Source organism: Actinophytocola sp. (assembly GCF_050699915.1).
Taxonomy (GTDB): domain Bacteria; phylum Actinomycetota; class Actinomycetes; order Mycobacteriales; family Pseudonocardiaceae; genus Actinophytocola.
In genome coordinates, this window is the sequence record NZ_JBOHGA010000042.1 from 16,159 (window position 1) to 35,980 (window position 19,822).

The window sequence follows — 19,822 nt, forward strand, 5'->3', positions numbered from 1 at the left end:
GACGAGTAGCAACGCGGCGGCCCCACCGGCGGCGATCCGCGTTCGGTACTGCCCGTCCGGCGCGAACGTCAGCTCGACCGTGCCGCCCTTGCCCTCCGGCACCAGCCATGCCTGCTGCCAGCCGTCGACCCGCACCCGATGCAGCTCCTCGCCGTCCAGCTTGGCGACCCAGCCGTCGTTCGCGTTCTCCGGCACGGAAAGCACGGCCTCCGGGCCCTCGGTCACCAGGACCTCCCGGTGCGCGAGGTCCCAGCGGTTGATCGAGTGCCCGCGTAGTCGCGGCGCCGCACGGTCCGATGTGGACACCATGCGCAGGTCGTGCACGACGAACGCGGGAGAGGGCTCGGTGCGCAGCTCGTGCTCGCCCGGCTCCAGGTCGATGCCGCCCTCGAGGTCGCGGCAGGTGGTGAACCGCAGCGGGCGGTGCGTCATGAAGTCGGTGAGCGTGCCGGTCACCGACGTCGTGTAGCGGAAGCCGTCGAGCTCGATGGTCGGACCGTCGCCGCACGGCACGGTGAGCTCGGTGTCCGGCGCCGGCCGCGGGATGGTCGACCCGGCGAGGTCGAGCTCGGTGATGCCGGCCGGGCGGCCCGGCCTCGCCTCGGTGGCGAGCATGGTGAGCTGGATGGTCTTGGTGGTCAGCTCGAAGTCGGCGTCCCCCTCCGGCGTGACCGGCACCGCCTGGCTCCCGCGCGGCACGGTGACCAGCAGGTCGGTTGGCCGCGAGCCGCCCGAGTCGTCGCCGGTGTCCAGGTGCAGCCCGGTGATCGTCTGCGGGGTGTCCCAGGTCAGCGTGAACGTCGGCCGCTCGTCGGTGCCGTCGGCGATCCACGTCGTGTCCGGGTTGCCGTCGACCGCGGCGAGCGGGCCCGCGGCCGGGTCGCCGGCCAGCTGGGTCGACGCGGTCACCTCGAAGCCGGGCGAGGTCAGCGGCACCGTCCCGCCGTGGGCGGGCAGCACGGTGCCCTCGAACCGGTAGTTCGCCTTCGTGTCGGTCTGGAACAGCCGGTGCACGCCGAACGGCTCCTCGCCCTCGCGGGCCCGGCTCGCGTCGCAGGTCTCGGCGACGCACGCGTACCGCGGCTGCGAGCCCCGGGTGAACGCGAAGTCCGTGCGCTGGTCCGGCGACGGCGCCACGTCCTCGGGCACGGCGAGCGCCCGGGTCGCCGTCACACCCGGGATGTCCAGCTCCGAGATCGCCACGTTGCCCGTCTCCCGGCCGGACGCCACCGAGAGCACGGTCACCCGGACCGAGCTGGTCAGTCCTGGCGGGACGGTGTACGGGTGTGCCTCGCTGCCGCGGGGGACCTCGTGGTCGACGGTGCCGTTGTCGGTGGTGATCCGGATCTTGGTCACCGGCCAGCCGACCCGCAGGCTGTCGACGATGGCCACGTTCACCGTGTCGACCTCGCGCGGGGTGTCCAGCTCGACCTCGAGCCACTGGTTCTCCGGCCCGTCGAAGCTCGACGAGCGCCAGGCGGTCTGCGGCTCGCCGTCGATCGCGGCGAACGGCAGACCGGACGGGTCGCTCACGCCGATCGCGTCCGCGTAGCTGATCGACGTCGAGGCCCGCACGTCGCGGATGCCGCGGTAGGCGGCCACGGTCTGGTGGTCGCGGCCGCGGAAGGGCAGCACGTCGGTGGACGGCCGCCGCTGCCGCGGGTCCGCGTCGACGGTGAGCGTCTCGGACAGGTTGTCCCGCACCCGGCCGACGTTGCGTTCTCGGTACCGCAGCCCGTCGGTGACCAGCCACTCGCGCGACTCGGGCAGCGCGCCGTCGCCGGCGAGCATCGTGGGCGCCCGCGGGTCGAGCATGTCGGCCTCGAGCAGCGGCAGCAGCGACTCCGGGCCGCCGCTCACCGTCGGGATGTCCGCCGTGGACACCACGCTGGCGCGCGGCACCGGCGAGTCCACCTCGTACACCTCGAGCGACGGCACCTCGCCGAGCCCGTCGAGCTCCACCTCCGGGCCGAAGTCCTCGACCCGTGCCAGCCCCGGCGAACCATCGAGCCCGGCGCGCAGCGACGCGGGTGGCGGCGCCTCGGTGTTGTTCTGGTCGAGGTCGTTGCGCAGCAAGACGAACCGGTAGCCGGCGCGGGCGAGGAAGTCGGCGAGCGCGGGTGAGCCGCGGGCGTCGGCGAGCGCGTCCTCGACCGTGTCCATGAGGCGGGTGTTGCCTTCCGAGCCCAGCGGGATCTGGCTGCGCACCGCCCACGGCGAACGGGCCAGTGCCTGCGCCGGCTCGTCGACCGTGCGACCCCACGTGTAGTCGCCGAACCCGGAGCCGGGCAGCAGCAGCGTGCGCGCGTTGGCGTCACGATCGGCGAGCCAGGTCATCGCGGACTGCCAGTGGTCGGGCACGTCCGCCCAGCCCGGGCCGGGGCGGAGCGTCAGCAGCCACGCGGGCGCGGCCATGATCGCCACCAGCAGGGCCGCCACCGTGAGCCGGGCGCGGGTCGCGCGCAGCGGCGAGGTGCCGCGGGCCATCCCCGGCAGCCGGCCGGTGAGCGCGTGGGTGAAGGCGAGGACGAGCGGCAGCCGCAGCACCGGCTCGAACTTGTGCACGTTGCGCAGCGGGGCGAGCGGGCCGTCCAGCAGGTCGCGGACGGTGTCGGCGAACGGGCCGTCGAGGGTGCCGACGTAGCCGACGGTGAGCAGGGTCAGCCCGGTCACCACGCTGAGTACGAGGAACCGTCGTTCCGGCAGTCGCGGGCGGACCAGGCCGTACAGCCCGATCGCCGCGACCAGGCCGGTGACCAGCATCAGGACCGGGTTGTCGATCAGCATGAAGCCCGACGGCCACCACGGCGTGCCGGCCACGACGTAGGCGACCCACTGGTTGGTGCCGCGCAGCACCTGGAACATCGACATCGGTGCGGTCGTGTTCGACGCGGACTCGATGTAGTCGAGGAACGGGAGGCTGTACTCGCCGAGCAGCAGCAGCGGCAGGATCCACCACAGGCACACGGCCAGCACGGACACGCACCACCACGCGCAGAGCTTCACGTGCTCGCGGGTGAACTTCCTGGTCACCAGCCACAGGAACGGCAGCACCATGGACATCAGCACCATGGCCCCGTTGATGCCGCCCATGGCGAACACGGCGAGCGCCGAGAGTCCGGCCGCCCGCCGCGGCGAGCCGATCCGGTTGGCCTTGACCAGTGGGAGCAGCACCCACGGCAGGAACACCGCGGGCAGCATCTCCGCGGACAGCGAGCCGATCTCGGTGAGCATCCGCGGCGCGAGCGTGTAGGCCAGCGCGCCGGCGAAGCGGGCCGGCTCGTTGCCGATGCGCAGCGCGCGGGTCAGTGCCAGCATCCCGCCGAAGGCCAGGCACAGCAGCAGCGAGCACCAGATCCGCTCGGTCAGCCACGGCGGCAGGCCCAGCAGCTGGCCCGCGGCGAAGAACGGGCCCATCGGGAAGAGGTAGCCGTAGGCCTGGTTCTGCAGCTCGCCGCCGGTGGCCTCGGGGTTCCACAGGTGCAGGGCCCGGCCGAGGAACGCGATCGGGTCGACGGCCAGGTCGAGCTTGGTGTCGAACGTCGTGCGGCCCGGGCGCTGGAGGAACGACAGCAGCGTCAGGCCGAGCATCACCCAGGCAGCGGGATCACGCGGCAACGCGGCAAGCCGGCGCCGAACCCTGCTACTGGTGGTTAACATCGCTCGAATACTAGGGCTATGGTGACCCGACCAAAGTTGGCTTTCGGGTAGGCAGGTGTCCGTGGACTTCGACCACGTCTGGGAGTCGGTCGCCGACGTTCCGGGCTGGCTGACCGAGGGCCAGGCCAGAATGCTCTGGGAGGCCGTGCTCCGGCTGGAGCCGGGTGCGACCGTGCTCGAGATCGGCAGTCACCAGGGCAGATCCACCGTGATCCTCGGCCAGGCGGCCCGCGCGGTCGGAGCCCGGGTGATCGCCGTCGACGCGTTCGTCGACGGCCGGCTGTTCGGCGGCGCATCGACGAGAGACCGCTTCGAGGCGAACGTCGCGACGGCCGGGCTCACCGACGTCGTGGAGCTGGTGGTCGGCTACTCGACCAAGCTGCGCCCGGGTTGGGACCGCTCGTTCGACCTGCTCTACGTCGACGGCAAGCACGACTACTGGACCTATACGGACGACCTGCGCTGGTCGCGGCACCTGCCGGCGGGCGGGGAGATCCTCGTGCACGACTGCTTCTCCTCGATCGGCGTCACGCTGGGCACGATCGCGAAGGTCCTGTTCGGCTCCCGCTACGTCTACGTCGACCGCAGCCGTTCGCTGGCCCGGTTCAAGCTGGCCCGGCCGAAGGCGGCGGACCGGCTGCGCGTGGTGGCCCAGCTGCCGTGGTTCAGCTGGAACGTGTTCCTCAAGGTGCTGTTGCGGTTGCGGCTGCGTCGGGTGGCGGGCTGGTTCGGGCACCGTGGCCCGTACGACCCCTTCTAGCGGCCCCGTCCGTTCGTAGGTTTCTCGCTCGCCGGGTCGCGTTCCGTAGCGCCAGCCCCCACGATGGAGGGACAGGTCGGGCCTCAGCGAGGTGACGAGGAGAACCGTGCCCAGTGTCGTTTCCGGTGACCAGGAGCTGGCCGCGCCGCGACACCTGGGGCCTCGGCACGGCGCTCGGCGCTTCGGCTCGCCGGTAGGCGTCGCGGCGCTGGTGGTCGCCGGGGTGCCGTTCGTCGTGCACATGATCGCCACGCTGAACGGGTACTTCGGCCAGGACGACTTCATCCTCACCTACCGCGCCGCGCACGCCGCCCCCTACGACCTCGAGTTCCTGTTCCAGGACTACAGCGGCCACCTCCAGCCCGGCGCGTTCCTGTTGACCTGGCTGGTCACCGCCGTCGCGCCGCTCAACCACACGATCGCCGTGCTGCCGGTGCTCGCCATGCACGCGGTGACGCTCTGGCTGTGTTGGCGGGTCATGGTCCGGCTCTTCGGTGCGCAGTGGGCCCTGCTGGTGCCGTTCGCCGTGTTCGCGGCCTCGCCGGTGATCCTGTTCCCCACGCTGTGGTGGGCCTATGCCATGCAGCTGTTCCCTTTGCTGTTGGCCATGTTCGCGGCGCTGCACTCGCACCTGCGCTACCTCGACGACGGCCGGGTGGGGCAGGCGGTGGCGGCGGCGGGCTGGACGCTGTTCGGGCTCGCGTTCTACGAGAAGGCCGCGCTGATCCCCGCGGTGCTCTTCGGCGTCACCGTGCTGCTGGTGCCGCGCGAGCGGATCGCGCCGATCATGTCGACGCTGCGCGAGCACCGGTGGGTCTGGGCCGCCCATGCGGCGCTGGTCATCGGCTTCGCGTTGCTGTACCTGAGCCTCACGGAGAGCCAGACCGGCGGCGACGCGGTCACCAGCCGGACGATCGTCGAGTTCGCCGGTCGATCCATTGTGGACACTTTGCTGCCAGGCATGTTCGGCGGTCCGTTCACCGAGGCCGGCGGTGGTGCGGCCTGGCAGACACCGCCGCCGGTGGTGCGGATGGTGGCGGTCCTGGCGGCGGTCGGCCTGATCGTCATGAGCGCGGTCCGGTCCCGGCGCCGGGCGTTGTTGCCGTGGCTGTTCCTGGCCGGCTACCTCGCGGTGGACCTGACGCTGGTGGCGACGACCCGGCTCCAGGACGTGGGCCCCGCCGTCGCGACCGATCCCCGCTATCTCGCCGACGCGGTGCCGGTGGCGGTGCTGTGCGCGGTGTTCGCGTTCCTGCCGTCGGACGAGCCCCGCCGGCCGGCCGCGCCGCAGACCCCGTTGGCCGTGCTTGCGGTGTCGGCCGTGCTGATCGCGGGTTCCTTGGTGAGCTTCCTGATCCTGGCGCCCGCGCTGCAGTTCCGCGATGCCCGCGACTACGTGACCACCGCGCGCGCGGAGCTGGCCGAGCGTCCCGGCATGGTCCTCTTCGACGGCGGCGTGCCGAACAACATCATGATCGACTGGTTCCTCGACGACGCGTCCACGTCGCGCGTCGTCGGCCTGGTGCCGGAGAAGCCGCGGTTCGACCGGCCCGCCGAGGAGCTCTACCGGCTGGACGAGACCGGTACCCCGCAACCGATCCGCGACCTGGGCGCCACGGTGTCGGCGGTCCGCGGCCCGGTGAAGGACTGCGGCTACCTGGTCGAGGACGGCACCGCGCGGATCCCGCTGCATCGTGAGGTGCCCGGCAGGCAGATCGTGCGCATCGGCTACTACACCTCGGACACGGCTCCCGGCACGGTTCGGGTGGGCGGGCGTTCCTATCCGGTGCGCTTCACCGACGGCCTGCACGTGGTCCACGTGGTCGCGCCCGAGCCGGTCACCCAGGTGGAGGTCAGCCGCAGCATCGACGTGGCCCCGCTGTGCATCACCGACGTTCGAGTCGGCGTCCCGCCGGAGTAGCGCGTGCCCACGGCTCGGTTCTCCTTCGACGCGGGTTCGGGCACCCTCCTGTGGGCCACCGACGAGGCGGCCCGCGAGCTGTACCCCGGCTACGCGATCGACCTGGAGCTGTTACCGGTCAGCCGAACGCTGCGGGACGAGCTGCTGGCCCTCGTGGGGGACTACGACAGCTCGATGAACTGGGACTACCCACCGGACCCCGGCCCGTGGCGGGAGCCCCGCTGCCGCGAGTTCAACGCGGCGGTGCGCCGTGCGGTCGCCCGCCTGCGCGATGAGCTCGGCCCCGAGTGGCGGATCGAGTTCCGGTACCGCGACTTGCATGAGGACCCGGATCTGGACCGCTACCTAGCCGACCCGGCCGGCTTCAAACGCGAGTGACTTCCGAAAAGCGCAGCAGCAGCAACCGAGATCTCCATAACGCGGTGTGCTAGTTCATCGGCGCACCTTGTTCTCCTTACTCCTCAAACCGCTCCACCAGCGGTCGCGTCGGTGCGATAGCGTGATGAGGGTGAGCCGGGAAACTGCGCAGCCGCCTAACGATGGGCCCAGGGCGGTAGTGATCGACACGACGAAGGCCAGCGTGGCGAGGGTCTACGATTGCTTCCTTGGCGGTAAGAACAACTACGAGGTCGACCGTCAGGTGTACCGGGAGGTCGTCGATGCGGCGCCGCAGATGGAGCGCATCGCGCGGATAAACCGCGCGTGGCTGATCCGCGCCGTCCGGTTCCTCACCGGCACCGCGGGCGTCGACCAGTTCATCGACTGCGGCGCCGGACTGCCGACCACCGAGAACACGCACGAGGCCGCACAGCGAATCAACCCCTTGGCCCATGTCGTCTATGTGGACAACGATCCCGTCGTCGCCGCGCACGGCCGGGCGCTGCTGGAGGAGAACCAGAACACCCACTTGGTGATGGGCGACCTCACCGAGCCGGACGAGATCTTCGGCCATCCCACGGTCACCAAGCTGATCGAGTTCGACCGGCCCCTCGGGCTGATCCAGTGCGCGACGTTCCACCACGTCCCGGACTCGAAGCAGCCCGCGGAGGTCATGCGGCGCTACATCGACATGTTGCCTTCCGGCTCGTATGTCGCGCTGACCCACTTCACCGACCCGCGGGACGACGCGGACGGCACCGAGCTTGCCCGGTTCGTCGAGGGGGTCTTCAGCGGCAGCTCGATGGGCTCCGGGTACTTCCGCACCCACGACCAGATCATGGGGTTGCTCGCAGGCCTCGACGTCGTCGAACCCGGGCTCGTCCGGGTGCGCGACTGGTGGCCCGACGGCCCGCACCTGAACCCGCCGGACTCCGTCGACAAGATCCTCCTCGGCGCGGTCGCCCGCAAGCCTTAACCGCGAGTGTGCTGAGCCGGGTTCCAAACCGGCTCAGAGAGCCACAAGGTCGTCCTGTTCGCGGTGCAACGTCAAGATCGTTCTGTGGTCCGAGGAGCGTGTCGCCGGGTGCGGGACGGGCTCGATGAGCGGTACTCCGTGATCATGCCGCTGGGCCCGTTCGTGCTGGTCAGCCGCCTTGTTGGGGTTGGCAGGTGGGGGGCTGGCAGAGGAGCTTCGACAGCGCCGCGTAGAAGATGTCGAGAATCTTCGTCGGGTCGGGGGCGTTGAAGGACTGGCCGCCGGTCGCGCCGGCGATGGCCTTCAGCTCCGCGGCGTCGCTGTCCGGGCCGATGCCGATGCCGATGATCTGCACCGGCTTGCGCGGGTCGCGTAGTTCGCCCAGCTCCTTGAGCAGCTCCTGGCGGCCGATGCCGTTGTCGTCTTCGTTGCGGCCGTCCGTGAGGACGATGACCACGTTGATCCGGCCCGCCTCGTAGTTCTGGTTCGCCGACTTGTACGCGGCCAGCGTGCTGTCGTACAGGCCCGTCGCACCGTTCGGCAGCGCCTGGACCGCTCGCAGCTTCGCCAGCGCGCCGCCGGAGAGCTGGTCGGACACCGTGTCGACGGGGATCAGTTCCTTGTAGTCCTTGTTCTCCCCGTCCAGATCGGTGGAGAACGTCCACACGCCGATCTTCGTGGTCGGTCTCATCAGCCCGATGCCCAGCTCGGCCGCCTCCAGGGTGACCTGCATGCGGTTCTTCCCCGCCCCGGGCACCGACTCGTTCATCGACCCCGACACGTCCAGCAGCACCTGGATCCGCGCGCTCAGGTTGACGCCGGCCCACTCGTTGAGCACCGTGGCGACCTCGGCCGGGTTGGGCATCTGCGGCGGGGTCAGCTTCTGCGCCGACGTGCGCCGGTCGCTCGGCCGCTCTCGCAGCATCTCCCCGTCCGGCGTGCGGAAACCGCCATCACCGAAGGTCTCCGCCGCCTGCTGGTCGATCAACACCTTGAGGAACCGTTCCGCCGCGTCGCGCTTCTCCGGCTTGGTCTCCGGCAGCACGACGAACGGGAAGTCCAGCGCCGGCACCGCGGGCTGGGCGTACGACGCGACCAGCGGCACCCCGCTCTGCTTCGCGTTGTGCCGCAGCACCGAGACCTCGGAGGTGGGGAAGCCGTCCAGCGGCTCGTCGGCACTCTGCCCACCCGGCAGCCGGGCGAACAGGTCGGCCTGCTCGGGCACCGTGTTCGGGGAGAGCCTGCGCAGCTCGGTGGTGACCCGCTGGCCGGCGTTCGGGCCGCTGGCGACCAGCTGCCGCACGCCGAACAGCGTCGACACCCCGGTGGGCTCGCGCGCCGGGTCGGGCATGCCGACCGTCACGCCGCGGTTCGCCTCCGGGCCGAACAGCTGCTGCCACGCCGGCGCCTTCTGCGGCCAACCCAGCTCGCCCGCGGCGTCCTCGGTCAGCGCCACCACGACCGGCGAGCTCGCGATCGACGTACCACTCACCGGCACGTTCCAGGCACCTTTGTCCTGCGCGCGCTGCAACCAGACCGTCGACTCGGGGATCCACACGTCCGGCCGCTCGCTGCCGTCCGACACCACCAGCGACTCGGCCGTGGTGGCGGACTCCCGGCTCGTCACGTTGACCTTGTAGCAGGCGGCTTCGTCCTCTTCGGACACTCGGTCGCCGACCTGGTTGATGACCGGAGCGATGTCCGCGGCCGCGGTGACGTTGAGGACCGTCGTGGTGTCGCACGAGGAGGCGCGCAGGCGGTCACGCAGGAAGTCGAACGTGAACCAACTGAGCAGCGCCAGCACCAGCAGCGCGGACAGCAGGATCACCGGCGACCGTGAGCGCAGGCCACGCACTCCGCGTGCCTTGCCCGACGAGTGTCGCCCCATCGCGTGGCCTCCAACTAGGCAACAGGACGCCCGAACGTTCCGGGTTGGGGAAACCCTACCCGGTCATCGAGTGTGGTCGATCGATTACGAAAATCAGGTAAAGAGCGCGTCCACCTCTCTCGCGAAATCCTTCATGATCACGCTGCGCTTGAGCTTGAGCGACGGCGTCAGGTAGCCGTTCTCCGGGTTGAACTCGGTGTCGAGGACGCGGAACTTGCGCACCGACTCCGCCGTCGACACCGCGAGGTTGCCCTCGTCCACCGCGCGCTGGATCTCGGCGATCATGTCGGTGTCCTCGGCGAGGTCGGCCACCGTGGCGGTCTCCGGCTTGCCGGCCGTGGTCTTCCAGTAGCCGAAGTAGTCCGCGTCGATGGTGATGAGCGCGGCGATGTACTTCTGCCCGTCGCCGACGACCAACGCCTGCCCCACCAACGGATGCGCCGCGATCCGGTCCTCGATCACCGACGGCGCCACGTTCTTCCCGCCGCTGGTCACCAGGAGCTCCTTCTTGCGCCCGGTGATCTTCAGGAAGCCGTCCGCGTCGAGGTCGCCGAGGTCGCCGGTGGCGAACCAGCTGTCCGAGTCGATCGCCTCGCGGGTCGCGTCCTCGTTGCGCCAGTATCGGGTGAACACGCCGTCGCCGCGCAGCTCGATCTCGCCGTCCTCGCGGGTGCGCACCGCGGTGCCCGGCAGTGGCTTGCCGACGGTGCCCGGCTTGAACGCGCCCGGCGCGTTGACCACCGACGCGGCGGTCGACTCGGTCAGCCCGTAGCCCTCGAACACCGTGATGCCGACACCGCGGAAGAAGTGGGTCAGCCGCGAACCGAGCGCGGCGCCGCCGGAGATCGCGTACTGCACCTGGCCCCCGAGCGCGGCCCGCAGCTTGCTGTACACCAGCCGGTCGAACACCGCGTGCTTGACCTTCAGCCCGAGCCCGGCCCGGTCACCGGCCTCGCTGTAGGCGATCGCGGTGGCCGCCGCGGCGTCGAAGATCTTGCCCTTGCCGCCGGCGTGCGCCTTCTGCCGCGCGCCGTTGTACACCTTCTCCAGCACGTACGGCACGGACAGGATGAACGTCGGCCGGAACGCGGCGAGGTTGTCGGTCAGGGTCTTGACGTCCGCCCAGTGCCCGAGCGTGGCGCGCGCCATCACCGCGCCGACCTCGACCATCCGGCCGAACACGTGGGCCAGCGGCAGGAACAGCAGCGTGCTGGTCTCGACTCCCTCGCCGCCCTTGAACATCGGCGCGAGGTACTCGACGGCGTTGCCGACCGAGGCGAACATGTTCCGGTGGGTCAGCACCACGCCCTTGGGCCGGCCGGTGGTGCCCGAGGTGTAGATGATCGTGGCGAGGTCGTCCGGGGTGACGGCGGCGCGCCGGGTGCGGATCTCCTCGTCCGGGACGTCCTGGCCGGCCTCGACGAGCGAGCGCACCGCGCCGTCGTCGATCCGCCAGATGTGGCGCAGGTCGTCGAGCTTGCCGCGGACCGACTCGACCTTGCCGGCGAGCGTCTCGGTCTCCACCACGACCGCCACCGCGCCGGAGTCGGACATGATCCACTCGATCTGCTCCGCCGAGGAGGTGACATAGATCGGCACCGAGACCGCGCCGGCCGCCCAGATCGCGAAGTCGAACAGGGTCCACTCGTAGCAGTTCGCGGACAGGATGCCGACCCGGTCACCAGGGCCGATGCCGGACGCGGTGAGGCCCTTGGCGACCTCCACGACCTCCGCGAGGAACTGCGCGGCGGTGACGTCGCGCCACGCCCCGTCGACCTTGCGCCGGAACGACACCGCGTTGGGTGCCTCGTCGGCGTTGTCGAAGACGACGTCTGCCAGGCCGCCGTTGTCCGGCACCTTGGCCAGCGGCGGGACGGCAATCTCGGTCATGGCTACTCCTCGTTGAGGTGCTACCTCGCGGTAACTTGCACGTATCTTGCCCGCGAAACGTGCCGAGGGCCACCCCCGGGAGTTCGTGGGGATGGCCCTCGGCCGATCGGACGTATCGGACAGAACGCTAGACCGACAGGCTCCAGCTGTCGACCGTGCCGGTGTCGGCCCGGTAGACGTCGCGCACCCGCAGGTTCCAGGTGCCGTTGGCCGTCTCGGACGAGGCGTTCACCGTGTACGTGGCGTTGACGTTGTCGGCCGAGTCGCTGGACGACGAGTTCTTCAGCCGGTAGGCGGTGCCGTCCGGGGCGATCAGGTCGATCTGCAGGTCGCCGCGGTAGGTGTGGGTGATGTGCACCTCGGCCTTGGTGGTCGAGGACGCGGCGCCGGAGCAGCCGGCGATCGTCACCGGGCTGTTGACCGCCGCGCCGGCGTCCGGAATGGACACTCGGCTCGTGTTGGCCTGCGTGTCGCACGACGGCTGCGGCTCGCCGCCGCCGAGGCTCGCCGCGGCGGCCGCGATGGCCGACGCGAACGTGCTGGTCTGGGCGTACACGCCCGGGTTCTCCGGCCGCGCGCAGCCGTAGCCCCAGCTCACGATGCCGATCTGGATCCACGCGCCGGCGTTGTCGCGGCGGAACATCGGGCCGCCCGAGTCACCCTGGCAGGTGTCGACGCCGCCGTCGTCCCAGTTGCCCGCGCAGATCTCCTCGTTCGGCACCAGCTCGCTGTAGGCCTGGCCGCACTGCGCGTCGGTGATGAACGGGACCTCGGCCTTGAGCAGGTAGCGCTGCTGGCCGCCGCCCTCGGTCGCCGCGCCCCAGCCGGCGACGGTGAACATGCCGCTGTCGTAGGCCGTGGTGCTCGCGACCGGCAGGGTCGGGATCCCGCTGACCGGGGACTGCAGCTTGATCAGCGCCCAGTCGTCGCCGGACGGGTTGTTGTAGCCGGGGGACTGGTAGACGTAGCTGGAGCGGACCGTGATCCGGTTCGGGTCCTGCAGGTCGACCGCGCCCATCGTGGCGGTGATGCTGGTGTTGTTGCCGGTGCCGTTCACGCAGTGCGCGGCGGTCAGCACGATCTGCGGCGTGTACAGCGCGCCGCCGCAGCCCATGGACAGTCGCACCATCCACGGGAACTCGCCCTGGGCCGCTCGCACGCCGCCGACGACCTGCGGCTGCACGTCGTCCGCGGGTGCCGGGGGCGCGGCCACGGCCTGTCCGGCGGCCGCGCCGAGCACCGATGCGGCGGCCACCGCGACGAGTGTCGCCTTGCCGGCCACCCGTCTGAGCGTCTTGTTCCAGGTATGCAGGGTCATCTGTCGGGTCCTTTCGAGGTAACGGAAATCAGAAGGTGACTCGCCAGGAGTCGATGAAGCCGGTGTCGGCTCGGTAGAGGTCGCGCACGCGCAGCTGCCACGTGCCGTTCGCGACCTCGCCGGACGCGTTGACCGCGTAGGTGGCGATCACGTTGTCCGCGGAGTCGTTGTTGGTGTTCTTCAGGCGGTAGGTGCTGCCGTCCGGGGCGACCAGGTCGATCTGCAGGTCGCCGCGGTAGGTGTGCTTGATGTCCACCGCCACCTGGAGGTCGGCCGGCGCGTTGCCGGCCACGCCGGTCACCGCGATCGGGCTGTTCACCGCGGCGCCCGCGTCGGGGATGTTGACGTTGTCGGTGTTCTCGAACGACGGCCCGGCCGGCGGCTGGGTGCCGTCACACGTCCCGCCGATCACCCGCGGCGGGCAGTCGGAGTACTCGAGGAAGCGCAGCACGGCCTCGCGGTTGCGCGAGGTCTCCCGGCCGATCACCTCGTCGGGCGGGTAGAAGCCGTTGATCCCGCCGCTCGAGGGGTACATCTCGAACGTGTAGGACCAGATGCGCTGGTCGCCCCACAGCCAGTCGTCGATGGAGCCGTCGGTGATGTAGAGGTCCGATGCCTGCTCCGGCGTGTAGCCGTTGGTGCCGGCCATCTCCTGGCCGAGCGCCTCGAACGTGTCGTACTCCTGCTGGGACATCCCCGGCGCGGTGTCGTTGTAGGTGTAGCCGAACGGCCAGAGCACCAGCTCGGAGAAGGTGTGGAAGTCGATGTTGGTCTTGATCTGCTGCTCGCCGCCGACGATCCGGCTGCGGACGAAGTTCATGACCAGGGAGACCTCGGGGGCCGACCCGGCCGACGTGCCGCGGTAGGTCTCGCTCGACGGGCTGCCCGACGAGCCGCCGCAGCAGCCCCAGTTGTAGGCCCAGTTGCGGTTGAGGTCGGTGCCGACCGCGGAGCTGCCCGAGTTCGGCTGCCGGTTCTTGCGCCAGCCCGAGTAGGAGCCGTTCCGGATGTCGTACTCGCCGCCGTCCGGGTTCATGTCCGGCACGATCCAGATCTCCCGGCTGTCCACCAGACCCTTGACCCGGCTGTCCGTGCCGTACTTGTCGGTCAGCTCGTTCAACAGGTACAGCGCCATCTCGACGGTGAGGTGCTCGCGGGCGTGCTGGTGGTGGGTGAACAGGACCTCGGGCTCGCTCTCGTCGCTGGCGGCGTTGTCCGAGATCTTGAGCGCCACGATGTCGCGGCCCTCGTACGAGCGGCCGATCACCTGGCGGCTCACCAGGTTCGGGTGGTCGGCGAGCGCGGTGTTGATGACCGCGGTCATCTCCGCGTAGTTGTGGTAGTTCGAGTCGGCCGGCGGGAAGTCGAGAGGCTCGACGTCGTCGCCGTGCTCGTCGCCGTGGGAGTGCGAGTGCGGCGCCGGGGCCTCGGCGTCGACCTTCAGCCCGAGCGACTTGATCTTCGCGAGCTCCGCCGACGTGGCCGTGATGTTGAGCGAGCCGTGCTCGACGGAGTTGATGACGGCGCCGGTCTTCGCCACCGCGTTGCGGACGTGGGAGTCGATCTCACCGGAGACGTAGTACTCGGCGGAGCCCCGTGGCTCGGCGGGTGCGGGCGGAGCGGCCGCGGCGCCGGTCGGGGTGTTCGTCAGGGACAGGACGAGGGTCAGCGCGGCTAGCGCCCCGACCACGATGGATGGGCGTCTGTGTCTCACACAGGCCTCCTGCAGGGGGCACCGACCCCAGGTCGGTGCTGGAGGTGAGTTGTTCAGTTGTGGGCGAGGCGGTCCGAACCCCGGTGGGGTGCCCTCACGGCCCGACTTTCGCCTGGTTGCTGATGTTCACCTGAGACCGACCCGGCCACAAGAGGTCAAACGGGCGTTACGTCTTGTTACCAGTTAACGGATGCCGAGGCGGCGCATCAGTCGCAGCGAGGCGGCCATCACCCGCGTGTAGAGCCCGTAGGGCAGCCACTTCGGCGGGTCGAGCAGCGCGACCCGTTGCGTGCCAACCGTTTGCGCCTCGGTGTACTTGAGCAGGCCCTCCGCGCCGTGCCGGCGGCCCAGGCCGGAGACGCCCATGCCGCCCATCGGCGCGTCGATGCTGCCGTAAGCGGACGCGTAGCCGTCGTTGACGTTGACCGTGCCGGCGCGCAGCCGCGCCGCGACCCCGGTCGCCCGGGTCCGGTCGCGGCCGAACACGCTTGCGTTGAGTCCGTAGTCGGTCTGGTTGGCGAGCGCGACGGCCTCGTCGTCGGTGGCGTACGGGTAGAGCGACACCACCGGGCCGAAGGTCTCGGCGGCGTGGGGGAGCATCTCCGGGGTGACGTCGGCGAGCACGGTCGGCTCGTAGAAGTACGGTCCCAGGTCGGGGCGCGGCCGGCCCCCGACGAGCACGGTGGCGCCCTTCGCGCGGGCGTCGTCGACGTGCTCGCTGACGGTCTTCAGCGCGCGCTGCGAGGTCAGCGAGCCCATGTCCGCGTGGTAGTCGAAACCGGCCCGCAGCGTGAGCTTGGCGGTCTCGGCGACGAAGGCCTCGGCGAACGCGTCGTAGATCGAGTCGTGCACGTAGACGCGCTCGATCGAGATGCACAGCTGGCCGGCGTTGGCGAAGCAGGCCCGCACCGCGTGCTTCGCGGTCGCGGCGACGGCGACGTCGTCGAGGATCACCATCGGGTTCTTGCCGCCGAGCTCGAGCGAGCAGCCGACGAGCCGCGCGGCCGCCCGCTCGGCGATCAGCGTGCCGGTGCGGGTGGAGCCGGTGAAGCCGATGTAGTCGCAGGTGTCGACGACGGCGCCGCCGACGGTCGGGCCGTCGCCGAGCACGACCTGGAGCAGACCGTCGGGCAGTCCGGCCTGGTAGAGCAGGTCGGCGCCGTACAGCGGGCTGAGCGCGGTCTGCCGGTCGGGCATGAGCACCACGGCGTTGCCGGCCATGAGGGCCGGGATGAGGTCGCCGAGCGCCAGCGTGAACGGGTAGTTCCAGGGCGAGATGATGCCGACGACGCCCTTGGGCACGCGCAGCTCCGTGGCCGTGATGACGCCCGGCATGAGACCCGCGCGGCGGCGCGGCGCCAGCAGCTTCGGCGCCTTGCGCAGGTAGTGGCTGGTGACCAGCAGCGGCTCGCAGAGCTCCTCGAACGCGTCGCGGCGGGCCTTGCCGGTCTCGGCCTGGATGAGGTCGAGGACGGTGTCGCGTTCGCGCAGCAGCAGGTCGTGGAAGCGCCGGAAGACCGCCAGCCGCTGTGCGACCGGGGTCGCGGTCCACGCCTGCCGCGCGCGGGCGGCGCGCTCGAAGGCCGTGTGCACGTCCGGGATCGCCGACTCGGGGAGTGTGGCGAGCTCGCCGCCGCTGAACACGGCCGTCGACGTGTAGGTGCCGCCGGACTCGGCGGTGACGCGGGCACGGAGGCGGTCGAGCAGGTCGCCGGTGAGCGTCGCGGGCCTCATCCGGTGTTCTCCCGGTCGGTGGTCGGCGCGCTGGCGGCGGCCCGGGCCTCGTAGTCCTTGCGGGCCTCGTGCGACGGGTCGAAGAGGATCTGGTCTCCCTTGAGCGAGCGGACGATCCACTCGGCGACGGACCGGGGCAGCAGCCGGGTGAGCCGGTTCATCGCGTCGAGCGAGCCCGGCACGTAGACCTCGAACTTGGGCCGGCGCAACGTCTTCACGACCGCGTCGGCGACGTCGGTGGCCTCGACGGACTTGAAGAAGCGGGCCTCCTTCAGGCCCGCGGCGAGCTCGGTGCGCACGATGGCCGGTAGGACGACGGACAGGTCGACGCCCGAGCCGCGCAGCTCTCCGCGGACGGCCTCGGACAGCCCGACGACGCCGTGCTTGGTGGCGCAGTAGGTCGCCGCGCCGGGGAAGCCGGCCTTGCCCGCGGCCGAGGCGATGTTGACGATGTGGCCGGTCCCGCGCGGGCGCATCCGCTTGATCGCCTCGCGGGTGCCGTGGAGGACGCCGTGCAGGTTGATCTCGAGCTGGCGGGTGGTCGAGCGGTCGGACTCGTCCTCGAACCGGCCCAGCGACATGATTCCGGCGTTGTTGACGAGGACGTCGAGCGGCCCGAGTCGGCCCTCGACCTCCTCCAGGAACTTCGTGAAACCCGACCGGTCGGTGACGTCGAGCGGGAACGCGACGGCGCCCAGCTCCTCGGCTGTTCGCTGGGCGACCTCGAGGTCCAGGTCGCCGACGGCGACTCTCGCGCCCTCCCGGCGCAGCGCCGCGGCGATGGCGGCTCCGATCCCGCGCCCCCCTCCGGTGATCGCGACGACCTTGCCGGTCAACGAGCGGGGCTGACGAGCCATCACACCTCCCGACTCAGAAAACATTCCGCCAGGAATGTTTCAGCAGCATCCCAGCCACACCCGACACGACGCAAGACCGCCGCCCCCCGGTTCGGGAGCGGCGGTCAGGTCGGCGGTAACGGAGGTGGCGGTGATTCCGCGTCGATCACGGGAGGCGGACGGCGCGGTCGAGCAGGAGCAGCTCCTTGGAGACGCGCTCCGAGTCGCGGTCCACGACGTCCGAGCTGCCGGCGAGGTGGAAGTGGGGTGCGGTGGCCTGCCGGGCGCGGTTGCGCTCCAGGCCGTAGACGACGAGTCCGACGATGATGGCGGTGACGAGAAGTTCCATGGCACTAAATTTACGCTGATCGCTTTCCTGCCATAAGTGGCAGAGCGGACCTTGTGCATCAATATCCTGCCAACTACTCTTGGCGCCATGCTCCAAACCGTCGCCGCGGTGCTGATGGAGGACGTCGCACCCTTCGAGTTCGGCGTGCTCTGCGAGGTGTTCGGCATCGACCGCACCGACGAAGGCGTGCCGCACACGGACTTCCTCGTCTGCGGCGAGCGGCCCGGCCAGCCGCTGCGCACCAGCGTGGGCGCCCAGCTCATCCCGTCCGAGGGCCTCTCCGCGCTCGTGGACGCCGACCTGGTGGCCGTGCCCGCTGCGGCCATCCGCGACGAGTACCCGACCGACGTGCTCGAGGCGCTGCGGGACGCCGCCGCGAACGGCGCCACGCTGCTGTCGGTGTGCAGCGGCGCGTTCGTGCTCGGCGCCGCCGGTCTGCTCGACGGCCGCCGGTGCACCACGCACTGGCGCTATGTCGACGACCTCGCCGAGCGCTTCCCCAAGGCGCTGCTGGACCCGGACGTGCTCTTCGTCGACGACGGCGACGTCATCACCAGCGCCGGCACGGCCGCCGGCATCGACGCCTGCCTGCACCTGGTGCGCCGGGAGCTGGGCAGCGCCGCGGCGACCGCGATCGCGCGGCGCATGGTCGTTCCCCCGCAGCGCGACGGCGGGCAGCGGCAGTACGTCGAGCTGCCCATCCCGGAGTGCTCGTCGGACAGCCTCTCGCCGGTCCTGACCTGGATGGTCGACAACCTGCGCGCCGAGCACACGGTCGCCGCGCTCGCCCGCCGCGCGCAGATGTCCGAGCGCACGTTCGCCCGCCGCTTCGTCGCCGAGACCGGGACCACCCCGCACCGATGGCTGTCGATGCAGCGGGTGCTGCACGCGCGGCAGCTGCTGGAGGAGACCCGGCTGTCGGTCGAGGAGATCGCGGAGCGGTGCGGCTTCGGCTCGGCGGCGTTGCTGCGCCACCACTTCGGCCGGGTCGTCGGGGTGTCGCCCAAGGACTACCGGCGCACGTTCGGGCGCGCGGGGTAGGCGGTTCGCCGCTCAGGTGGTCGCGCCCCACTCGACGCTGCCGGACGGCTGGAAGCGGGACACCCGCCGAGGCGGCGCGAGCCCCGGCAGCGCGACCCGCCACTGCACCGTGATGCGGTCGTGCAGGTCGGCCATGCCGGTGCACACCTCGGACTGGGTCCGGATGCCGAGGAACGTGGCGGACACCCAGTCGGCGACGAGCGCCGGGTCCCACTCCTTGCGCAGGTCCCCGTGCTCCTGGGCGCGCTCGAGAAGCTGGGTGAGGACGCGGATCCAGCGCCGGTAGACCTCGGGGGCCGGCCGGGTGAAGTTCGCCTCGAGCACCAGCCGGCTGCTCGCCCGGACGCGGACGTTGGTCCGGATGCTGTGCGCGAGCGCGTGGCAGAGGTCGATGACCGTCTGCAGGCTGCCGTCCTCGAGGTCGACGAACGGCACCTCCGCCTTCCACTGTTCCTCGACGAGCGCCATCGCGAGCTCCTCCTTGGAGGAGAAGTGGAAGTAGAGCGCGCCCTTGGTGACGCCCGCCTTGGCGAGGATCTCCGACAGGCTGGCACCGGCGAAGCCGCGCTTGTCGAAGACCTCGGCCGCGGCGTCGAGGATCGCGTTTCGAGTGCGTTCGGCCCGGTCCTGACGTGCCAAAATCCGCACCTCCTGTCTACCTCCAGGGTAACCCCGATGACCTGCGCGGCTCTCGGTTCACGCCCGCGACCAGGCCAGACTCGAAGGCGTAGATCACCGCGTGAATCCTGTTGCGCAGTCCCAGTTTGCCCAGCAGGTGCTGCACGTGCGACTTGACGGTGTGCGCGGAGACCGTGAGCTGCTCGGCGATCTCGGCGTTGGACATGCCGCGGGCGACGAGCGCGAGCACGTCGCACTCCCGCTCGCTCAGCCCGTCGCGCACCGCCACGTCCCGCCCGCACGGGCGCACCGGCTCGGCCGGGACGCCCACCTCGTCGGGCCGGGACAGGGTGAAGCCGGCCGCCGCCATCCGCACCGCCGCGACGACCTCCTCCGGCGTCGCCCACGCGGGCAGCGAGCCGCAGACGTCCGGGCCGGTCAGCGTCTCGCCGTCGCGCAGGCCGATGCCGAGCACCCGCACCACCCGGCCGCACCGGCGCAGCGTGGCGAGCACCGGCGCGGCGTCCTGGGCCCGCAACCCGTGCAGCAGCAGGACATCCGGGGCACGGGTGGCGAGCGCGGCGAGCACGGCCGGCCCGTTGCGGTGCTCGCCGGCCACGACCACGCCCGGCTCGCCGTCGAACGCGGCCAGCACGCCGCGGCGGGCGAGCACGTCGTCGCCGACGACCAGGACCCGGATGCCGGCCGGCTCGTCCTCGGCCGGCCGCGGGAGTGTGGC

14 protein-coding genes and 2 pseudogenes are annotated in these 19,822 nt (G+C 70.9%); 5 read left to right on the plus strand and 11 right to left on the minus strand.

Annotation, left to right across the window (positions count from 1 at the left end; all coding sequences use genetic code 11):
* Positions 1-612 precede the first annotated feature (612 nt).
* Positions 613-3,660 (minus strand): annotated as a pseudogene (locus ACRDSK_RS10815) (alpha-(1->3)-arabinofuranosyltransferase); the annotation flags it as partial.
* A 61-nt stretch (positions 3,661-3,721) separates the two neighbouring features.
* Between ACRDSK_RS10815 and ACRDSK_RS10820 the strand changes: the two are divergent.
* From ACRDSK_RS10820 to ACRDSK_RS10835, 4 genes are all read left to right on the plus strand, one after another.
* Entirely contained in the window at positions 3,722-4,420 is a 699-nt protein-coding gene (locus ACRDSK_RS10820) for a class I SAM-dependent methyltransferase (protein ID WP_431440018.1), read from the plus strand.
* Positions 4,421-4,526: 106 nt separating this feature from the next.
* Positions 4,527-6,341: a hypothetical protein gene (locus ACRDSK_RS10825; protein ID WP_431440021.1), complete on the plus strand. Its 1,815-nt coding sequence runs from the start codon at positions 4,527-4,529 to the stop codon at positions 6,339-6,341.
* 3 nt (positions 6,342-6,344) lie between these two features.
* Positions 6,345-6,719, plus strand: a complete 375-nt coding sequence (locus ACRDSK_RS10830) for a hypothetical protein (protein ID WP_431440024.1) — start codon at positions 6,345-6,347, stop codon at positions 6,717-6,719.
* A 124-nt stretch (positions 6,720-6,843) separates the two neighbouring features.
* Positions 6,844-7,695 carry an SAM-dependent methyltransferase gene (locus tag ACRDSK_RS10835; protein WP_431440029.1) on the plus strand — a complete coding sequence of 284 codons (852 nt, stop codon included), beginning with the start codon at positions 6,844-6,846 and terminating at the stop codon, positions 7,693-7,695.
* Between the two features lie 169 nt (positions 7,696-7,864).
* Here ACRDSK_RS10835 and ACRDSK_RS10840 read toward each other — a convergent pair whose 3' ends face one another.
* The 8 genes and pseudogenes from ACRDSK_RS10840 to ACRDSK_RS10875 all read right to left on the minus strand — a co-directional run bounded on the left by ACRDSK_RS10840 (position 7,865) and on the right by ACRDSK_RS10875 (position 17,424).
* Positions 7,865-9,583: a substrate-binding and VWA domain-containing protein gene (locus tag ACRDSK_RS10840; protein WP_431440032.1), complete on the minus strand. Its 1,719-nt coding sequence runs from the start codon at positions 9,581-9,583 to the stop codon at positions 7,865-7,867.
* Between the two features lie 93 nt (positions 9,584-9,676).
* Positions 9,677-11,473 (minus strand): AMP-dependent synthetase/ligase, encoded by a 1,797-nt coding sequence (locus ACRDSK_RS10845; protein ID WP_431440034.1) that lies wholly within the window; start codon positions 11,471-11,473, stop codon positions 9,677-9,679.
* A 127-nt stretch (positions 11,474-11,600) separates the two neighbouring features.
* Positions 11,601-11,921, minus strand: a complete 321-nt coding sequence (locus tag ACRDSK_RS10850; RefSeq protein WP_431440053.1) for a proprotein convertase P-domain-containing protein — start codon at positions 11,919-11,921, stop codon at positions 11,601-11,603.
* A 51-nt stretch (positions 11,922-11,972) separates the two neighbouring features.
* Positions 11,973-12,791, minus strand: a pseudogene (locus ACRDSK_RS10855) (S1 family peptidase); the annotation flags it as partial.
* Positions 12,792-12,819: 28 nt separating this feature from the next.
* Positions 12,820-14,505: a M14 family metallopeptidase gene (locus ACRDSK_RS10860; RefSeq protein WP_431440036.1), complete on the minus strand. Its 1,686-nt coding sequence runs from the start codon at positions 14,503-14,505 to the stop codon at positions 12,820-12,822.
* A gap of 183 nt (positions 14,506-14,688) precedes the next feature.
* Positions 14,689-16,239, minus strand: coding sequence for a succinic semialdehyde dehydrogenase (locus ACRDSK_RS10865; RefSeq protein WP_431440038.1), 1,551 nt, complete (start codon positions 16,237-16,239; stop codon positions 14,689-14,691).
* On the minus strand, positions 16,236-17,096 hold the full coding sequence (locus ACRDSK_RS10870; RefSeq protein ID WP_431440041.1) for an SDR family oxidoreductase: 861 nt from the start codon (positions 17,094-17,096) through the stop codon (positions 16,236-16,238). Before ACRDSK_RS10870 ends, ACRDSK_RS10865 begins: the two co-directional genes overlap by 4 nt.
* 145 nt (positions 17,097-17,241) lie before the next feature.
* The gene (locus ACRDSK_RS10875; protein WP_431440044.1) at positions 17,242-17,424 is read right to left on the minus strand and encodes a hypothetical protein; all 183 of its coding nucleotides are present in this window, start codon (positions 17,422-17,424) and stop codon (positions 17,242-17,244) included.
* Between the two features lie 87 nt (positions 17,425-17,511).
* Here ACRDSK_RS10875 and ACRDSK_RS10880 point away from each other — a divergent pair, with 87 nt between their 5' ends.
* A complete protein-coding gene (locus ACRDSK_RS10880; RefSeq protein WP_431440046.1) occupies positions 17,512-18,465 on the plus strand; it encodes a helix-turn-helix domain-containing protein in 954 nt (317 codons plus the stop codon).
* Between the two features lie 12 nt (positions 18,466-18,477).
* Here ACRDSK_RS10880 and ACRDSK_RS10885 read toward each other — a convergent pair whose 3' ends face one another.
* Together ACRDSK_RS10885 and ACRDSK_RS10890 are read right to left on the minus strand one after the other, a co-directional pair.
* A complete protein-coding gene (locus ACRDSK_RS10885; RefSeq protein ID WP_431440049.1) occupies positions 18,478-19,104 on the minus strand; it encodes a ScbR family autoregulator-binding transcription factor in 627 nt (208 codons plus the stop codon).
* Between the two features lie 16 nt (positions 19,105-19,120).
* Positions 19,121-19,822: response regulator transcription factor (locus ACRDSK_RS10890; RefSeq protein WP_431440051.1), on the minus strand; the 702-nt coding region annotated here is incomplete at its 5' end.

Bases quoted from the DNA above. Each gene is read 5' to 3' on its own strand.
- ACRDSK_RS10845 (WP_431440034.1), bottom strand. From the start codon at position 11,473: ATGACCGAGATTGCCGTCCCGCCGCTGGCCAAGGTGCCGGACAACGGC.
- ACRDSK_RS10835 (WP_431440029.1), top strand. From the start codon at position 6,844: ATGAGGGTGAGCCGGGAAACTGCGCAGCCGCCTAACGATGGGCCCAGG.
- ACRDSK_RS10870 (WP_431440041.1), bottom strand. From the start codon at position 17,096: ATGGCTCGTCAGCCCCGCTCGTTGACCGGCAAGGTCGTCGCGATCACC.
- ACRDSK_RS10865 (WP_431440038.1), bottom strand. From the start codon at position 16,239: ATGAGGCCCGCGACGCTCACCGGCGACCTGCTCGACCGCCTCCGTGCC.
- ACRDSK_RS10880 (WP_431440046.1), top strand. From the start codon at position 17,512: ATGCTCCAAACCGTCGCCGCGGTGCTGATGGAGGACGTCGCACCCTTC.
- ACRDSK_RS10875 (WP_431440044.1), bottom strand. From the start codon at position 17,424: ATGGAACTTCTCGTCACCGCCATCATCGTCGGACTCGTCGTCTACGGC.
- ACRDSK_RS10840 (WP_431440032.1), bottom strand. From the start codon at position 9,583: ATGGGGCGACACTCGTCGGGCAAGGCACGCGGAGTGCGTGGCCTGCGC.